Genomic DNA, 16348 nt, shown 5'->3' on the forward strand with positions numbered 1-16348 from the left:
GCTCCTAAATTCGATCTATCTTATATTTAGTGTAGGAATTGAACATAGGATATAAATTCATGGGAATAGAAGAGCGATTATCAAAGGTCGAAGCGTTACCTAGAATTAAGCAAGTTTTGCAAGATGCGCTTAATATCGTCAATCAGGACGAATTCGATTTTGATGAACTTGCAATAAAATTGTCTATGGACCAACTTCTCAGTACAAGCATGTTGAGGATGGCCAATTCTGCACAATTTGGCGGGCGAAGAGAGATCTCATCGCTTAATGAAGCCATCGTGAGGCTAGGTGAAGACAACGTTCGCACCCTTGTTCGTTCTTCCGTTTTATCAATGGCTTTCCCTGTGATTAAAACCATCAGTTTGAAAGATTATTGGTCGAAAAATTTTGAGATATCCATGATAGCCAGCAAGATTGGCGTTATTGCGGGATTGGATAAAAACGAGGTTTTTACGACAGGTACTCTGCATAATATCGGTGAGTTGATGATTCATGCGAATCTGCCTGATGAAGCCCAAATAATGGTCGATCGGATAGCGAAGGGAGAAGACCCATATCGAGTTCAAGAAGAGTTGTTGAATACAACCGTGCCTTACTTAGGGGCTAGACTTGCTCACGCTTGGAACTTTCCGCCTCAAATGGTCGAGGCTATTTTCTTTTTGCCTAATCCAGAAAAAGCAAAGCTTTCACCAACACTCGCTTATACGATTCGTTTAGCCAGTGATCTTCACAATGTTTGGGACTCACTGATTAAAGAAGATGATAAGCTGACCTTTATCTCATCTCACCCGAGTGCTATTGCATTGAAGTTGGGCAAGGACGTTATTGCGACGATTGATGGTGTTCGTGGTAAAGGCTTTGAGCTAGCTTATAAGATGTTTGCATAGAAGAATGAAAAGTCATTTCAAATGAAGAGGGGTGAGTCGGTTATATACTCTCCTCTCTACACCCCCGTTCTAATCACTATTCTTTGTTATTGACAACAGGATGTTGTACATGATGGCTAAATGTCAGAGTGTAAATTAATGCTTACTCTTTAATTGCTGTACAAGTAACCCGATGACGATCATAACTAGCCCCACCAAGGTTGAGAGATGTATTTCTTCACCGATGATATAGGCAAGTAAAAGCAATGAAACAAACGGAGAGATAAAAATTAGATTACTTATTCTCGCGGTATTCTCGGTGGATTTTAGTGCAGATATCCAAAGAACAAAGGTAATTCCCATTTCAAATAGTCCGACATAGGTAACGGCTAGCCATCCTTTTATACTCATATCCCATGAGGACTGTTCATAAAAACAAAGAGCGACAGCAAAAGGCAAGGCAACAACAAAGCCTAAAAAGACGCCAATGACTGGATCAGCTTTATTTTTCGCATTGAGAATCCAGTAGCCGGACCAAAGTAGCGTGGATAATAATGCCAAGCCAACGCCGAGTGGGCTATCAAAATCAAGTGCCAGTAAATCTCCCTTTGTGGCAATAATCACAACACCGAAATAACCAAGCGCGCACGCAAACCAATCTTGTTTTTTTATTTTTTGACCGAGAAAAACTGCGGCCATCAACGTTAATGTAATCGCCCAGCTGTAGTTTAATGGCTGCGCTTGTGAGGCCGGTAGTAACTCATAGGCCTTAAAGAGTATTAAGTAATACGCCAATGGATTGATGAGCCCAAGGATGACGAAATAGAGTGGATTGGAGAAGAAGGTAGTGAATATCTGATTCACTTTCCCTTGGAAATGACAGAGTGAGAATAAGGTTACCGCAGAAACAAAACTCGCCACAGTCAACATTTGAATAGGTGTAAATTCTTGCAAGGTTATTTTAAAAGCGGTGGCAACTGTTGACCAAAGCATGACAGCAGCAATACCAAATCCTAAAGCGCGACGTTCATTTATCATGTAAATTTTTGTTTTGTTCAAATGGACTGGAATAGTAGCATTTCTTGAATTTTGAATCTTTGCGTTATTAATTGCAAAACTACGAAAATCAACGTCGACAAATATTCCCTAGATTCAATAAATAAAATGCCTGAGTTTCCAATGGCCTTTACGTTCAAGAAGCAATACATTCAACCGATACCGAATGACTGGACATTTATCCAGTACACACTTACCATTTGTCCAGCATTCAAAGGATTAAGACTGACATTATGCAGTGGATTATAGAAAATCAAGAACTCGTTATTACTATTCTCGTTAGTGGTATTTTTTCGGCATTTATTGTCGGTTGGTGGATAAAACAAAAGTATCAGTTTCAGATTCAGTTGCTAAAACAACAAGCGGAAGCCGACCAAAACTTGCTTAGTTCTAAAAACGAGCAACTTGAGCAGAGCATTCAGCGAACTCAAACAGAATTAGAACAGTTGGATATCGATAGAGATAAAGCGGCGCATGAATTAACACAAACTCATGGTCAGCTAATGGCTGCCATGGAAAATTTACGCCACTTTGATTCTGTAAAAAAAGAACGTTTGAGGTTTTCTCAACTACTTGAGCTTGCCAGAGAAGAGATATCACAAAGAAAAGCGGAATTAAGAGAGCAACAAGCAAGGCATCAAGAAGAAAGTAAGGCCGTTCATGAAAAGGTCGAATTATTGGAGAAGGCAGAGCTGCGTCTAAAGCAAGAGTTTGAACAGCTCGCTAATAACCTTTTTGATGCCAAGACGGCGAAAGTTGATCAGCAAAATAAGCAAAGTCTTGAAGGGCTGCTCACACCGTTAAAAGAACAGTTAGAAGGTTTTAAAAAGCAGGTAACAGATAGCTATGGTATGGAAGCCAAAGAGCGGCACACACTGGTTCATGAAATTAAAAGTTTACAGAAACTTAATGAGCAAATGACGAAAGAAGCCGTCAATTTAACCCAGGCCTTGAAAGGTGACAACAAACAGCAAGGTAATTGGGGTGAGGTGGTTTTGGCTCGAGTGTTAGCCGAGTCTGGCTTGCGAGAGGGGCATGAATATCAAACACAAGTTAGCCTTCAAGATGACGCGGGTAAGCGCTATCAACCGGATGTCATTGTGTACCTTCCTCATGAAAAGCAGGTAATTGTTGACTCAAAAATGGCGTTGGTTGCCTATGAAAGGTATTTTAACGCTGAATCAGATGCAGATAAACAGCAGGCGATAAGCGATCACTTATCCGCATTACGCGGCCATATCAAAGGCTTAAGCCTTAAAGACTACCAACATCTAAAAGGCATACAGAGCCTCGATTATGTATTAATGTTTATTCCCGTGGAACCTGCTTTTCAGGTTGCGATTGAGGCCGACCCAAGCTTAGTAAAAGATGCGATGGAAAATAATATCATTTTAGTCAGTCCCACAACGTTGTTGGTGGCGTTAAGAACGATTGATAACCTTTGGCGTAATGAAAGACAGAATCAAAATGCAAAAGTGATCGCGGATAGAGCAAGTAAACTTTATGATAAGTTAAGACTTTTCGTCACCGATATGGAATCGGTAGGGCAGTCATTAGACAAAGCGAATCAGAATTACCAAGGTGCAATGAGTAAACTGGCTACGGGTCGAGGAAATGTAATCCGGCAGGCAGAAAGCTTCAAAGAGTTAGGTGTCGAAGTTAAGCGCTCAATACCGACAAGTATTATTGAGTTAGAACAAAATTGCCTAACGGAAGCGTCGGCAAAAGAAAGACATCAGGCAGAGGATAAAGTAAACTGACGGTCCGCAATTCTTACTGGTTTGTGAAAAACACACACCATCTTCATATTGCCTACTTGCGGAGTTAGAATTGACTTAATGTACGTATGTATTTCTAATTAAGACTGAATGTATTGAATATTTTAAAGCAACAAAGCTGTTGTTAAGGTATTGCACAAGAGGAACACAATGACCGATATAAGCCTAAATGAAAACTCAGCGATACCATCAGATGAGACGACACACTTTGGTTTTAAAACGATAGCCAAAGATGAGAAAGTCGCCAAAGTAGCGGAAGTATTCCACTCTGTAGCAACGAAATACGATATTATGAACGATCTAATGTCAGGCGGTGTTCACCGTATCTGGAAGCGCTTTACTATTGATTGTAGTGGAGCAAGACCAGGTCAAAAAATTCTGGACCTTGGTGGTGGCACCGGTGATCTGACGGCAAAGTTTTCTCGCATTGTTGGTGAACAAGGCCATGTCATTCTTGCAGACATAAATAACTCAATGCTGAATGTAGGCCGTGACAAACTGCGTAATGTTGGTGTCGTCGGTAACGTGCATTATGTACAAGCAAACGCTGAAGATCTTCCCTTTCCTGATGACTATTTTGATTGCATTACAATTAGCTTTTGCTTGAGAAACGTAACAGACAAAGATAAAGCATTACGTTCGATGTTTCGTGTACTTAAGCCGGGCGGACGATTACTCGTGCTTGAGTTTTCTAAGCCAGTATTAAAACCATTATCTAAGATCTATGATACTTACTCATTCCACTTGTTACCTAAAATGGGACAGCTGATAGCGAATGATTCAGAAAGCTATCGATATCTGGCTGAGTCTATTCGTATGCATCCAGATCAAGAAACACTCAAAGGTATGATGGATGATGCTGGTTTCGAGCAAACCCGCTATTACAATCTAACGGGCGGTATTGTTGCTTTGCATCGCGGCTACAAATTCTGAAGTTGAGGTAACTAATGCTTGAGCTAGGTTTGACGGATCAAATTGCTACAGCAGCAATAGAGACCACGATTAATACTCTGATTAAAGACAATCCTGAACATGGGCGACGCTTAAACCGTCTTAAAGGAAAGGTGTTGCAAGTTCATCTTATTGAATTAAAAAAAACACTTACTTTCGTTTTTAGTCAGCAAGTTGATGTGTTAACGCATTATGAAGGTTCGCCAGATTGCTATCTTTCTCTTCATTTAACCGTACTTACACAGCTTAAAGACCAAAACAATATCACTCGCTTGATCAAGCAAGAAAAAATTGAGCTTGAAGGTGATTTGAAATTAGCTCAACAATTCTCTCAATTAATGAATGATTGTAAACCCGACATCGAGGAATGGATGTCCAGAGTGACGGGTGATATCGTCGCTCATACCGTTGTACAAGGTGTCAAAGACACGAATGCTTGGGTTAAGAAACAAGCGAATAAGCATCATAATCATGTGGCACAAATACTGACAGAAGAATGGAAAGTCGCACCGAGCCCACTGGAAATTGCCAACTTTTGTAATCAGGTTTCAGACGTTGAGCTCCGTGCTGCCAAACTAGTTAAAAGCTTTACTCAATTGTTGGAGAAAGCATGAGACCAGCAGAGTTACGACGCCTGTATCACATCACTAAAGTTCAGTTAGAGTATGGTTTGGATGAATTAATTCCTGAACATGAACTGACTAAAACCCCCTTGCTTGCTCGTAAAGCGCTTTTTTGGATCAAGAATAAGCATCAAGACAAAGCGCTTGGCGTTAGGCTACGGTTAGCGCTCCAAGAATTAGGGCCAGTTTGGATTAAGTTTGGTCAGATGATGTCGACTCGTCGAGATCTGTTTCCTCCTCATTTAGCCGATCAACTTGCTCTTTTGCAGGATCGCGTAGCGCCATTTGATGGTCAGGAAGCAAAGGATCAAATGGAAAAAGCGCTAGGGGGAAAATTAGAAAATTGGTTTACGGACTTTGATATTGAGCCGTTAGCTTCCGCATCAATTGCTCAAGTCCATACTGCAAAGTTAAAAGATAGCGGTAGAGAAATCGTACTCAAGATCATACGCCCAGATATTCGCCTTGCGATTGATGCGGATATTAAGTTGATGTATCGAATGGCGAAGATCGTTGCTAAAGCAACAGCCGAAGCTAGGCGCTTAAAGCCGGTAGAAGTGGTACGAGAGTATGAAAAAACGCTAATTGATGAATTAGATCTTCGTCGAGAAGCCGCTAACGCAATACAACTTAGACGGAATTTTGAAGGGAGCGAAGAGCTCTATGTTCCTGAGGTTATGACGGATTTCAGCAGTGAAGCTTTAATGGTATCGGAACGTATTTACGGTATTCAAGTTTCTGATATTGAAGGGTTAGAAGCGAACGGCACTAATATGAAGTTGCTCGCGGAACGCGGTGTTAGCGTTTTCTTTACCCAAGTTTTTCGTGACAGTTTTTTTCATGCAGATATGCACCCCGGTAATGTGTTTGTGAATCCAGAGCATGCTGACAATCCACAATGGATTGGCCTTGATTGCGGGATCGTAGGTACGTTAAACACAGAAGATAAACGTTATCTTGCAGAGAATTTTCTTGCTTTCTTTAATCGTGATTACCGTAAAGTCGCGGAACTGCATGTCGATTCCGGTTGGGTACCACCAGATACCAATCTACAAGAATTTGAATTTGCTATTCGCATTGTATGTGAACCTATTTTTGCTAAACCGCTGTGTGAAATCTCTTTCGGTCATGTGTTATTGAATCTATTCAATACAGCCCGCCGTTTTAATATGGAAGTACAACCGCAGTTGATCCTGTTACAAAAAACATTACTCTATGTTGAAGGTTTGGGTCGGCAGCTCTACCCACAGTTAGATTTGTGGGATACGGCTAAACCATTTTTAGAAAAGTGGATGGCTAATCAGGTTGGGCCCCAAGCGGTCGTTAATGCGATCAAAGAAAAAGCGCCATTTTGGGCGGAGCGATTACCTGAACTTCCTGAATTGCTTTACGACAGCCTTAAGCAGGGTAAGGCCATGAATCACAAAATGGAGCAGCTTTATACTGGCTACCGAGCGACGAAGCAACAACATGCTAAAGGGATATTAACCTTTGGTGTTGGCGCGACATTGGTTGTTTGCTCAGCGATTCTATTGCTAAGTCCTTATCAGGATATTGCTATTGCTTCCGCTGTCACTGGTGTTTTGTGTTGGTTAGTAAGTTGGCGCATACACAGCAAGTAGGATAAAAATCGACGCTTAAAAGGAGGTGTATATTGTTAATAAACGTTTACATTCCTTTTTAATCGTTAACATTAAGGAATATATCAATTCTTAATCTACCCATGTGTAGGTAGTGGTGTTGTTGAGGTCACATTTTGCTTGCTTAATTTACGTGTACGCGGTAAATAACAAGTAAACTAGCACACTTATTTAAAGTCTTATTGTATAACCCGAGGTATTGGAAAATGGGCGGTATTAGTATTTGGCAGTTGCTTATCATAGCAGTTATCGTTGTTTTACTATTTGGAACTAAAAAGCTACGCAACATGGGTGGTGATTTGGGTTCTGCAGTAAAAGGATTTAAAAATGCCATGAGTGACGAAGACGCGGCGAAAAAAGAAGCCAAAGACGCAGACTTCGAACAGCAAAATTTAGAGCAGAAGTCAGAACAGGCTTCTACTGAAGAAGTTAAAAAAGACAAAGAGAAGGTCTAATTAGTGTTTGATATCGGTTTTTGGGAACTGGTATTAATATCTGTCGTAGGTTTAGTAGTCCTTGGTCCAGAGCGTTTACCAGTTGCGATACGCAGTGTTTCAAAATTTATCAACAGCGCAAAGGCAATGGCAAATGGGGTAAAAGATGAACTTACCCACGAGCTGAAAATTCAAGAATTACAAGATAACCTTAAAAAAGCCGAGAAAATGGGGATGGAAGATCTCGCCCCTGATCTAAAAGCATCAGTTGAAGAACTGAAAAAAGCGGCTGCAGATGTTCAAAGACCTTATGCTACAGAGTCTAAATCAACGGATCCCGCTCAACCTGAAAAGGTGAATGCCGTGAAAGTTGATGTACCTGAAGAAAAAAAGCCAGATTAATTTGGCTTCATTTTGATAGAGCTGCCGCAAGTGCAGCTCTTTCTGTTTTTCCATTTAGAGGTTAAATATGGCATCAGCCGAGCAAACCCAACCTTTGATTAGCCATCTACTAGAGCTGAGAAATCGCCTTTTAAGAGCACTATTGGCTGTACTCTTCATATTTGTTGGTTTAATTTATTTTGCCAGTGACATTTATGTGTTTGTTTCGTCTCCATTAGTTGATCGCCTGCCTGAAGGGGCTACGATGATAGCAACAGACGTCGCTTCTCCCTTTTTTACGCCACTTAAATTAACGCTGATAGCGTCTATATTTGTTGCTGTACCTTATATTTTGCATCAGGTATGGGGATTTGTTGCTCCGGGCTTGTACAAACATGAACGTAAGTTAGTTATGCCGCTTATGTTTTCAAGTTCGCTGCTTTTTTATTGTGGCGTTGCATTCGCCTATTATGTTGTTTTTCCACTTGTTTTCAGTTTTTTTACTGCTATTTCGTTAGGCAGTGTAGAGTTCGCTACTGATATTTCGAGTTATTTAGACTTTGTTCTTGCTCTGTTTTTTGCATTTGGTATCGCATTTGAAGTACCTGTTGCAATTATATTGCTATGTTGGACTGGGGCGACAAATCCAAAGAGCCTTGCGGAGAAACGTCCGTATATTGTTGTTGCCGCTTTTGTATTCGGGATGATGTTAACGCCACCCGATATGATTTCACAGACACTGCTCGCGATTCCAATGTGTATATTGTTTGAAGTGGGGTTGTTTTTCGCTCGTTTCTATATAAAAAAAGACGACGATGAAAGTAGTGAGGAGGAAACAGAGGCTTAATATACTGAAAGCGAGTGATGTACTACTCGCTTTTTTACTATTGTCTTTTCAAGATTCAAGATTCAAGATTCAAGATTCAAGATTTAGCTTAAATAGTCGTTTAGCATTCTCCGTGGTTAAACGGTCTACTTCCGCAATATCCAACGCCCTTAGTTCAGCAACTCGTTTCGCGACTAATGCGGTATATGATGGTTCGTTACGTTTACCTCGATGTGGCACTGGTGCAAGATACGGACAGTCGGTTTCTAAAATGACATAGTCTAGGTCTAAGCTTGGGATTACTTTGTCCATACCACCATTCTTGAATGTTGATACCCCGCCTAATCCAAGATGAAATCCGAGTTCGTTAATCGCTTTTGCTTCGTCAATGCTGCCACCAAAGCAATGAAATACACCGGTTAAAGAGCCATCCTGTTCGCTTCGCAATAAATGAAGCGTTTCTTCAATTGAATCTCTAGTATGGATGACAATAGGTAACGACATCTCTTTCGCCCAGTTTAGTTGGGTAATAAAGGCGTATTCCTGTTCGGCTTTGTAGGTTTTATCCCAATAGAGGTCAATTCCTATCTCACCAACCGCAATAAAATTGTGCTTTTCAAACCAAGAGTGAATCGTTGCTAGAGTCTGTTTGACCTCTCCATTTACATAACATGGATGTAACCCCATCATTGAGCGACAAACATCAACATATTGCGCCTCAGTAGCCAGCATGGGCTTGATTGAGTCTAGGTTAATGTTAGGCAATAAAATAGTATCTATTCCCTGACTTAACGCCCTATGAATGACTTCTTTACGATCGTTGTCAAATTCGGAAGCGTATATGTGGGCATGGGTATCTATCATGATCGTATCTCTATTATTCCGAGTTTAGGTGATTGAGTAAATTCCTCTCAGTATATATTGAATTTGTGCTCTAGAGAGAATTTCTATCGCATTAAGCTCCTATCCAATATCGACAATGATATAATACAAACTGTACATTGATTGATAAAAACGAATTATTGTCTAGGAGAGCCAAGTGTCTGTTTCTATTAAAGGTGAATTTCCAGTACGACGTATGCGTCGTATGCGTAAGCATGATTTTAGTCGCCGTTTAATGGCCGAAAATCAGATAAGTGCGAGTGACCTTATCTACCCTATGTTTATACTAATGGGTAAAAATCGACGCGAAGCCGTTGATTCGATGCCAGGCGTAGAGCGTTTATCAATTGACTTGATGTTAGAGGAAGCTCAGTTACTTGCTAAATTGGGCGTGCCTGCTATCGCATTATTTCCCGTGGTTAATCAAGACGTCAAAAGTTTATGCGCGCAAGAGGCGTATAACTCGGAAGGATTAGCACAACGAGCAGTGAGAGCGCTAAAAGAGCACGTGCCGGAAATAGGTGTGATTACTGATGTAGCTCTGGATCCATTCACGACACACGGACAAGATGGCATCATCGATGAAACCGGTTATGTCATGAATGAAGAAACAACAGAAGTTTTAATCAAGCAGGCGCTTTCTCATGCAGAAGCCGGTGCTGACGTTATTGCTCCTTCAGATATGATGGATGGGCGAATTGGTCGTATCCGAGAAGCTTTGGAAGAGGCTGGATACATCCACACCCAAATAATGGCTTATTCTGCTAAGTACGCGTCGAACTATTATGGTCCGTTTAGAGATGCCGTCGGGTCAGCGTCAAACCTGAAAGGTGGTAATAAGAAAAATTATCAGATGGATCCTGCGAACAGTGATGAAGCATTGCATGAAGTTGCAATGGATATCAATGAAGGTGCGGATATGGTGATGGTTAAACCTGGTATGCCCTATTTAGATATTGTTCGTCGAGTAAAATCTGAACTGCAAGTTCCTACGTTCGCTTATCAAGTATCTGGCGAATATGCAATGCATAAAGCCGCTATTCAAAATGGTTGGTTAAAAGAGAAAGAGACCGTAATGGAATCATTGCTGTGCTTTAAGCGCGCAGGAGCGGATGGTATTTTGACCTATTTTGCCAAAGATGTAGCACTTTGGCTTGCAGAAGATAATGCCAAAGCGAAAGAAAGCATCAGCGAGTAACCTCTACTTAATGGCTTAGAAACTAAAAACGGTGTCAAATGACGCCGTTTTTTTGTTTTTATACCTGATTAACTGGATTTAGCGCTTATCTATACAAAGTTTTTTTAAATAACTCTTGCAATGCGAATGAGAATGGTTATTATTACCATGTCTTCAGGAAATGATTCACTGTTTACCAAAGTAGTTGAATTTTATTTCTTATTGACACGACATTGCTCACATTGCTTCCAGTGTATTAAGCTATTAGGAAAAGCAGGATCCCATTCTGCTTGTACTAGTTATGCTAAGCGACATCTCTTGATGTCGCTTTCTTTTTTTAAGTCATACCTAATCCCATCCTTGTACAATACCGCTAGTTGAAAATAATTATCTTTTGTCCTATCGAGAACTTTTCCACAATTAAGGATCATTTTGTGATCTTTATTTTCTCAAGTGTTTATCATTTAACATTTTGATTTTTAAAGATTTTATATAAATAAAATAGTCAATCCTTGTGGGTGTTTTTTAGGCGATCAGAAAGTACAAACAGACTTATCCACAGAAAACTTGATATGTTTTTGCAAATAACAGCCATATAGGTCTCGTTATCTGAATGGATAATAATGGCCTTTCATGGCATTCTAAGTGAATAACTTTTCCCTGTTCTGGATTACAATCTCATGGCAAGCATTCCTGAAAACCCATTGATACTTATCGATGGTTCTTCTTATCTTTACCGTGCATTTCACGCATACCCCGATTCTATGAGTAATGGAGATATTCCAACTAATGCCGTTTATGGTGTAGTTAACATGTTGCGAAGTATGATGCGTCAATTTTCGACTGAAAAAATAGTTGTCATATTTGATGCCAAAGGAAAAACTTTTCGAGATGATCTGTATCCAGAATACAAAGCTAATCGACCTTCTATGCCGGACGAATTACGCTGTCAGATAGAGCCTCTTTATAACGTAATAAGAGCAATGGGATTACCGTTAATATCTATACCCGGAGTGGAAGCTGATGACGTAATAGGTACGTTGTCTTCTCAGGCATCTGCAGCGGGTATGCCAGTACTTATTAGTACTGGCGATAAAGATATGGCACAGCTTGTTGACGAGAATGTAACCCTGATTAACACCATGACTAATGTTGTGATGGATAGGGAAGGAGTCATTGAGAAATTTGGTATCCCTCCTGAATTAATTATCGATTATCTTGCGTTAATGGGGGATAAGGTCGATAACATTCCAGGAGTTCCAGGTGTAGGTGATAAAACGGCGACGGCACTTTTACAAGGAATCGGTAGTGTCGATGAGATATACAACAATTTAGATGGTATTGCGGCATTAGGCTTCCGTGGATCTAAAAACATGGCTAAGAAGCTTATCGATAACAAAGAAAATGCATATATGTCTTATGAACTCGCCACTATTAAGTTAGATGTTGAGTTAGAAGAGACACATGATTCCTTACTAAAACAAGAACCAAATCGCGACGAGTTGATAGAGCTTTATGGCAAACTTGTATTCAAGGCATGGTTGAATGAGTTATTAGATGGTGGAACTGGCGTTGTTGAAGCTGATGATAAGTCTGGTCGTGCTGCAGGGGTATCGACAGGTAGTAATACCACTTCTACTCTAGATAACAGTGCGGTAAAGATAGACAGAAGTCAGTATGAAACGATTTTAAGCGCAGAGAGTTTTAACCAATGGCTAGAGAAACTGAAAGAGTGTGATCTCTTTGCATTCGATACTGAAACAGACAGTTTAGACTATATGGTTGCTAATCTTGTTGGGCTTTCATTTGCCGTTGAAGAAGGCATCGCTGCGTATGTACCTCTTACTCATGACTACATGGATGCACCAGAGCAGTTAGATAGGGGATGGGTGTTATCACAACTCAAACCAATCTTAGAAGACGATAGCCGTAAAAAGGTAGGTCAAAACCTAAAATATGATGCCAGTGTTTTGGCTCGATATAATATTGAAATGAAAGGTATTAAACATGACACAATGCTAGCTTCTTACGTTTATAACAGCGTAGGTGGTCGGCATGATATGGACAGTTTGGCACTTCGATTTCTGCAGCACAGTTGTATCTCATTTGAGGCGATAGCCGGTAAAGGAAAAAAACAACTTACGTTCAACCAAATAGATATAGATCAGGCCTCACCATATGCAGCAGAAGACGCAGACGTGACATTGCGTCTGCATAATCGTATATACGCTGAAATTGAGAAAGATGAAAAGATTAAATCGGTATATGAAGAGATAGAGATACCGCTTGTGCCTGTGCTCTCTCGCATAGAAAGAACCGGAGTTTTTATTGATGACATGTTGTTATCCGCACAGTCTCAGGAAATTGCTGTTCGTTTAGATGAATTAGAAAAAGAGACGTATGAAATCGCAGGTCAGGAGTTTAACTTAAGCTCACCTAAGCAGTTGCAAGCGATCTTGTTTGAGAAGATGGGGCTTCCAGTCGTAAAGAAAACACCGTCGGGTGCGCCTTCAACAAATGAAGAGGTTCTTCAAGAGCTCGCTCTTGATTACCCATTACCAAAACGAATCTTAGAGTATCGTGGACTCGCTAAGCTGAAATCAACTTATACTGATAAGCTGCCTAAAATGATTAATGCTGAAACAGGCCGGGTGCATACCTCTTATCATCAGGCCGTGACAGCAACTGGGCGTCTTTCATCAACCGATCCAAACTTGCAAAATATCCCAATTCGAAATGAAGAAGGTCGTCGTATACGACAGGCATTTGTTGCGCCACATGGGTGGAAAATATTGGCAGTCGATTACTCCCAAATAGAACTTCGTATTATGGCTCATCTTTCTGGTGATAAAGCCTTATTAGATGCCTTCAAAAATGGGAAAGATATCCATGCAGCAACGGCAGCGGAAGTGATGGGAGTTAGCATTGAAGACGTGAGTAGTGAACAACGCCGACGTGCTAAAGCAATTAATTTTGGATTAATATATGGTATGAGCGCTTTTGGTCTGGCTAAGCAACTTGGTATACCTAGACACGAAGCTCAAGACTATATGAATACTTATTTCGAACGTTACCCAGGTGTTTTGCAATATATGGAAGACACACGTTCACAGGCATCGGTTCAAGGTTATGTTGAGACAATATTCGGTCGAAAACTGTACCTCCCAGAAATTAAATCTCGTAATGGTATACGTAGAAAAGCAGCGGAACGAGCTGCTATCAATGCCCCGATGCAAGGTACTGCCGCGGATATTATTAAAAAAGCGATGTTGTTGGTCGATAACTGGGTTCAGTCAGAGGGTGATGGGAAAGTGCGTTTGCTTATGCAGGTACACGATGAACTGGTATTTGAAGTGAAAGAGAGCGTATTAGCCGAAATTGAAATAAAAATACAGAATTTGATGGAATCGGCGGCAGAAATAAATGTCCCCTTAGTGGCTGATGCGGGTCATGGTGATAACTGGGATCAGGCTCACTAGACACTTTTTAACTAAATAAGACCAAAATACATGAGCCAGCGCACATTAGTTGGCTTTTTTTTATTCAAAATAAAGTAGTGTGATCTCAATCACTTATGTATTTTTGATGAAAAATGGTGAAAATAAATTACAAAAACTATTTTCAAATATGATCGTTTGTTGTACAGTAACTCTCGTAGGGTACAGAGGTAAGATGTTCTATCTTTCAGACCTTTTGTTTCACGTTATTGGATTAAGCTAATTCAGCCGCCCCAGTCAGTATTTGACTGGGGCGTTTTTTATTGCGGCAGAGAAAATATTGTCGTCACAATAAAACTCCTGTTAATTCATTGCTTTAATAGGTTTTAAATGCCCATCATTAGTTTGAATATATGACTGCACCTTTACTTTCATTTCGTTGTAAATTTTTATTGAACACAAGAAAATCAGTGTCTGTTGATATGATGAAATCTGAGTTCATATGCCAAGAAATGATTCAAACCTCCAGGAACTCTTTGAAGGTAAATCTTCAACGTGATGTGTTTGGATGAAATTAAGTTACAGAAATGTTAATAAGTAACTGGGTGTGACGTTTGGCGTTTGTTAAAAATTCGGTTTTGTGACGCTAGGTAAGTAGAAAACAGATAGGCAGTTATAATGAAGGAAATGAGATACGAATTCTCTACCGTTATCCCCACCCATTTCCGGTGGGGTTTTTTATGGCCTTCTATTCTGTGTCGCCTTCCGAACTTGCAGTCTCTTCCTTAGAAGCCTCTTCTGAAACGGAAGTTTCTGCTGCCAGCTCCTCCAGCGCTAAAATCGCTGGGGCAAACCATGTATCGAGTTTAGCGCGTAACTGGTCAACACCAATTCCCTTCAATGATGAAAATAGATCAACGGCGACATTACCATCAAATTCTAATGCGTCTTTTTTGATCTTATTTAGTTGTGCTTTACGTGCACCACTTTTCAATTTATCCGCTTTAGTTAGCAAAACTTGTACAGGGATATTGCACTCTACAGCCCAATATATAAGCTGTTGATCGAGATCTTTCATCGGATGACGAATATCCATTAATACGACAAGACCTTTTAAGCATTCTCGTTTTTGTAGATATTCACCTAAAGATTTTTGCCATTTCTTTTTTAGTTCGATAGGAACTTGTGCAAATCCGTATCCAGGTAGATCAACGATATGACAGTGTTCTTGAACCTTAAATAGGTTAATTAACTGCGTACGACCCGGTGTTTTACTGGTCTTTGCTAAACTACGCTGGTTCGTCAAGCGGTTAAGTGCGCTAGATTTACCTGCATTTGATCGTCCAGCAAACGCAATTTCGATACCTTCGTCTTCTGGTAAGTGGCGAATATCGGGTGCACTAGTGATAAAATGCGTGTTTTGATAGTGAATTTTTGCGCTCAATGTTAACTCCATCTGACTTTATGTAGTCAGTTGATTGCTTTTTTGTTAAATTGTGTAAAATAACCGCTAAAGGGTAATAAAGTCGAATATTGTACCACGTCGTACCCAAAAAAACGTGGTACTGGAAGCCTAGGTCTGTCTTTTTATTCAGTTGTGTAAGTATGAAAAAAAAGCAGAGCCTCATAATAATAATGGAATGTCATGAATAAATTAGCACTAATCTTGGGGCTGTTCGCCAGCTTCACTGTTTGGGCCCAAGGTAATGTCGAAGCTGGTAAAGCTAAATCTGCAACCTGTGTTGCTTGTCACTCTGCTGATGGAAATAGTCTAATCACGCAATACCCCAAAATAGCGGGTCAGCATGCAGGCTATATAGAGAAGCAGCTTGCTGAGCTCAAACTCGGTATAGAAACTTCTGGAGAGAAAGGTAGGTATGACCCAGTAATGAGTCCAATGGCTATGTCATTATCTGATCAAGATAGACAAGATTTAGCCGCATATTACTCATCTCTGCCTATCTCTGATAACTCAACGCCCGAAGATGTCGTTGAGCAAGGCAAGGCGCTTTATCTTGCTGGTAATGCTGAGCGTGGTTTAACCGCTTGTGTCGCGTGTCATGGTCCAAGAGGTAATGGTACCGCGTTATCTGGATTCCCGAAAATTTCAGGTCAACATGCCGATTACATCAAGATTCAGTTAACTAAGTTTAGAGCAGGTGAGCGTAAAAATGATCTCAATGAGATGATGCGCGATATTGCAATGAAGCTGACAGATAAAGAGATAGACACGCTTTCAAAATATGTTGGTGGTTTGCATTAAATTTACATTTAGCCACTAGCAAGTAAACCTATTA

The 16348-nt window shown here is 40.4% G+C and carries 14 protein-coding genes; 11 read left to right on the forward strand and 3 right to left on the reverse strand.

The window, feature by feature from the left end:
- The first annotated feature begins 59 nt into the window (after nucleotides 1-59).
- The gene (locus L3V77_RS00450; RefSeq protein ID WP_275135277.1) at nucleotides 60-887 is read left to right on the forward strand and encodes an HDOD domain-containing protein; all 828 of its coding nucleotides are present in this window, start codon (nucleotides 60-62) and stop codon (nucleotides 885-887) included.
- A gap of 135 nt (nucleotides 888-1022) precedes the next feature.
- On the opposite strand, the gene L3V77_RS00455 is transcribed toward L3V77_RS00450, so the two are convergent.
- Nucleotides 1023-1901, reverse strand: a complete 879-nt coding sequence (locus tag L3V77_RS00455; protein ID WP_275136656.1) for a DMT family transporter — start codon at nucleotides 1899-1901, stop codon at nucleotides 1023-1025.
- A 254-nt stretch (nucleotides 1902-2155) separates the two neighbouring features.
- Between L3V77_RS00455 and rmuC the strand changes: the two genes are divergently transcribed.
- The 7 genes from rmuC to tatC all read left to right on the forward strand — a co-directional run bounded on the left by rmuC (nucleotide 2156) and on the right by tatC (nucleotide 8576).
- Nucleotides 2156-3682: a DNA recombination protein RmuC gene (gene rmuC / locus L3V77_RS00460; protein ID WP_275135278.1), complete on the forward strand. Its 1527-nt coding sequence runs from the start codon at nucleotides 2156-2158 to the stop codon at nucleotides 3680-3682.
- A gap of 168 nt (nucleotides 3683-3850) precedes the next feature.
- On the forward strand, nucleotides 3851-4633 hold the full coding sequence (gene ubiE, locus L3V77_RS00465) for a bifunctional demethylmenaquinone methyltransferase/2-methoxy-6-polyprenyl-1,4-benzoquinol methylase UbiE (RefSeq protein ID WP_275135279.1): 783 nt from the start codon (nucleotides 3851-3853) through the stop codon (nucleotides 4631-4633).
- A gap of 14 nt (nucleotides 4634-4647) precedes the next feature.
- Complete coding sequence (locus tag L3V77_RS00470) at nucleotides 4648-5265, forward strand: SCP2 domain-containing protein (RefSeq protein ID WP_275135280.1); 618 nt, start codon at nucleotides 4648-4650, stop codon at nucleotides 5263-5265.
- Complete coding sequence (gene ubiB / locus L3V77_RS00475; protein ID WP_275135281.1) at nucleotides 5262-6896, forward strand: ubiquinone biosynthesis regulatory protein kinase UbiB; 1635 nt, start codon at nucleotides 5262-5264, stop codon at nucleotides 6894-6896. Before L3V77_RS00470 ends, ubiB begins: the two co-directional genes overlap by 4 nt.
- A 224-nt stretch (nucleotides 6897-7120) precedes the next feature.
- A complete protein-coding gene (tatA, locus tag L3V77_RS00480; protein WP_195704826.1) occupies nucleotides 7121-7369 on the forward strand; it encodes a Sec-independent protein translocase subunit TatA in 249 nt (82 codons plus the stop codon).
- A 3-nt stretch (nucleotides 7370-7372) separates the two neighbouring features.
- Nucleotides 7373-7750 (forward strand): Sec-independent protein translocase protein TatB, encoded by a 378-nt coding sequence (tatB, locus tag L3V77_RS00485; protein WP_275135282.1) that lies wholly within the window; start codon nucleotides 7373-7375, stop codon nucleotides 7748-7750.
- A 67-nt stretch (nucleotides 7751-7817) separates the two neighbouring features.
- Nucleotides 7818-8576 carry a twin-arginine translocase subunit TatC gene (tatC, locus tag L3V77_RS00490; RefSeq protein ID WP_195704828.1) on the forward strand — a complete coding sequence of 253 codons (759 nt, stop codon included), beginning with the start codon at nucleotides 7818-7820 and terminating at the stop codon, nucleotides 8574-8576.
- A 69-nt stretch (nucleotides 8577-8645) separates the two neighbouring features.
- Here tatC and L3V77_RS00495 read toward each other — a convergent pair whose 3' ends face one another.
- Nucleotides 8646-9419 (reverse strand): TatD family hydrolase, encoded by a 774-nt coding sequence (locus L3V77_RS00495; protein ID WP_275135283.1) that lies wholly within the window; start codon nucleotides 9417-9419, stop codon nucleotides 8646-8648.
- Between the two features lie 175 nt (nucleotides 9420-9594).
- Here L3V77_RS00495 and hemB point away from each other — a divergent pair, with 175 nt between their 5' ends.
- Both hemB and polA read left to right on the forward strand, forming a co-directional pair.
- Complete coding sequence (gene hemB / locus L3V77_RS00500) at nucleotides 9595-10635, forward strand: porphobilinogen synthase (RefSeq protein WP_275135284.1); 1041 nt, start codon at nucleotides 9595-9597, stop codon at nucleotides 10633-10635.
- Between the two features lie 659 nt (nucleotides 10636-11294).
- Nucleotides 11295-14093: a DNA polymerase I gene (gene polA / locus L3V77_RS00505; protein ID WP_275135285.1), complete on the forward strand. Its 2799-nt coding sequence runs from the start codon at nucleotides 11295-11297 to the stop codon at nucleotides 14091-14093.
- 706 nt (nucleotides 14094-14799) lie between these two features.
- Here polA and yihA read toward each other — a convergent pair.
- A complete protein-coding gene (gene yihA / locus L3V77_RS00510; protein WP_275135286.1) occupies nucleotides 14800-15507 on the reverse strand; it encodes a ribosome biogenesis GTP-binding protein YihA/YsxC in 708 nt (235 codons plus the stop codon).
- 189 nt (nucleotides 15508-15696) lie between these two features.
- Between yihA and L3V77_RS00515 the strand changes: the two genes are divergently transcribed.
- On the forward strand, nucleotides 15697-16314 hold the full coding sequence (locus L3V77_RS00515) for a c-type cytochrome (protein ID WP_195704833.1): 618 nt from the start codon (nucleotides 15697-15699) through the stop codon (nucleotides 16312-16314).
- The last annotated feature ends 34 nt before the right edge of the window (nucleotides 16315-16348 follow it).

This window comes from Vibrio sp. DW001, assembly GCF_029016285.1.
Classification (GTDB): Bacteria; Pseudomonadota; Gammaproteobacteria; order Enterobacterales; family Vibrionaceae; genus Vibrio.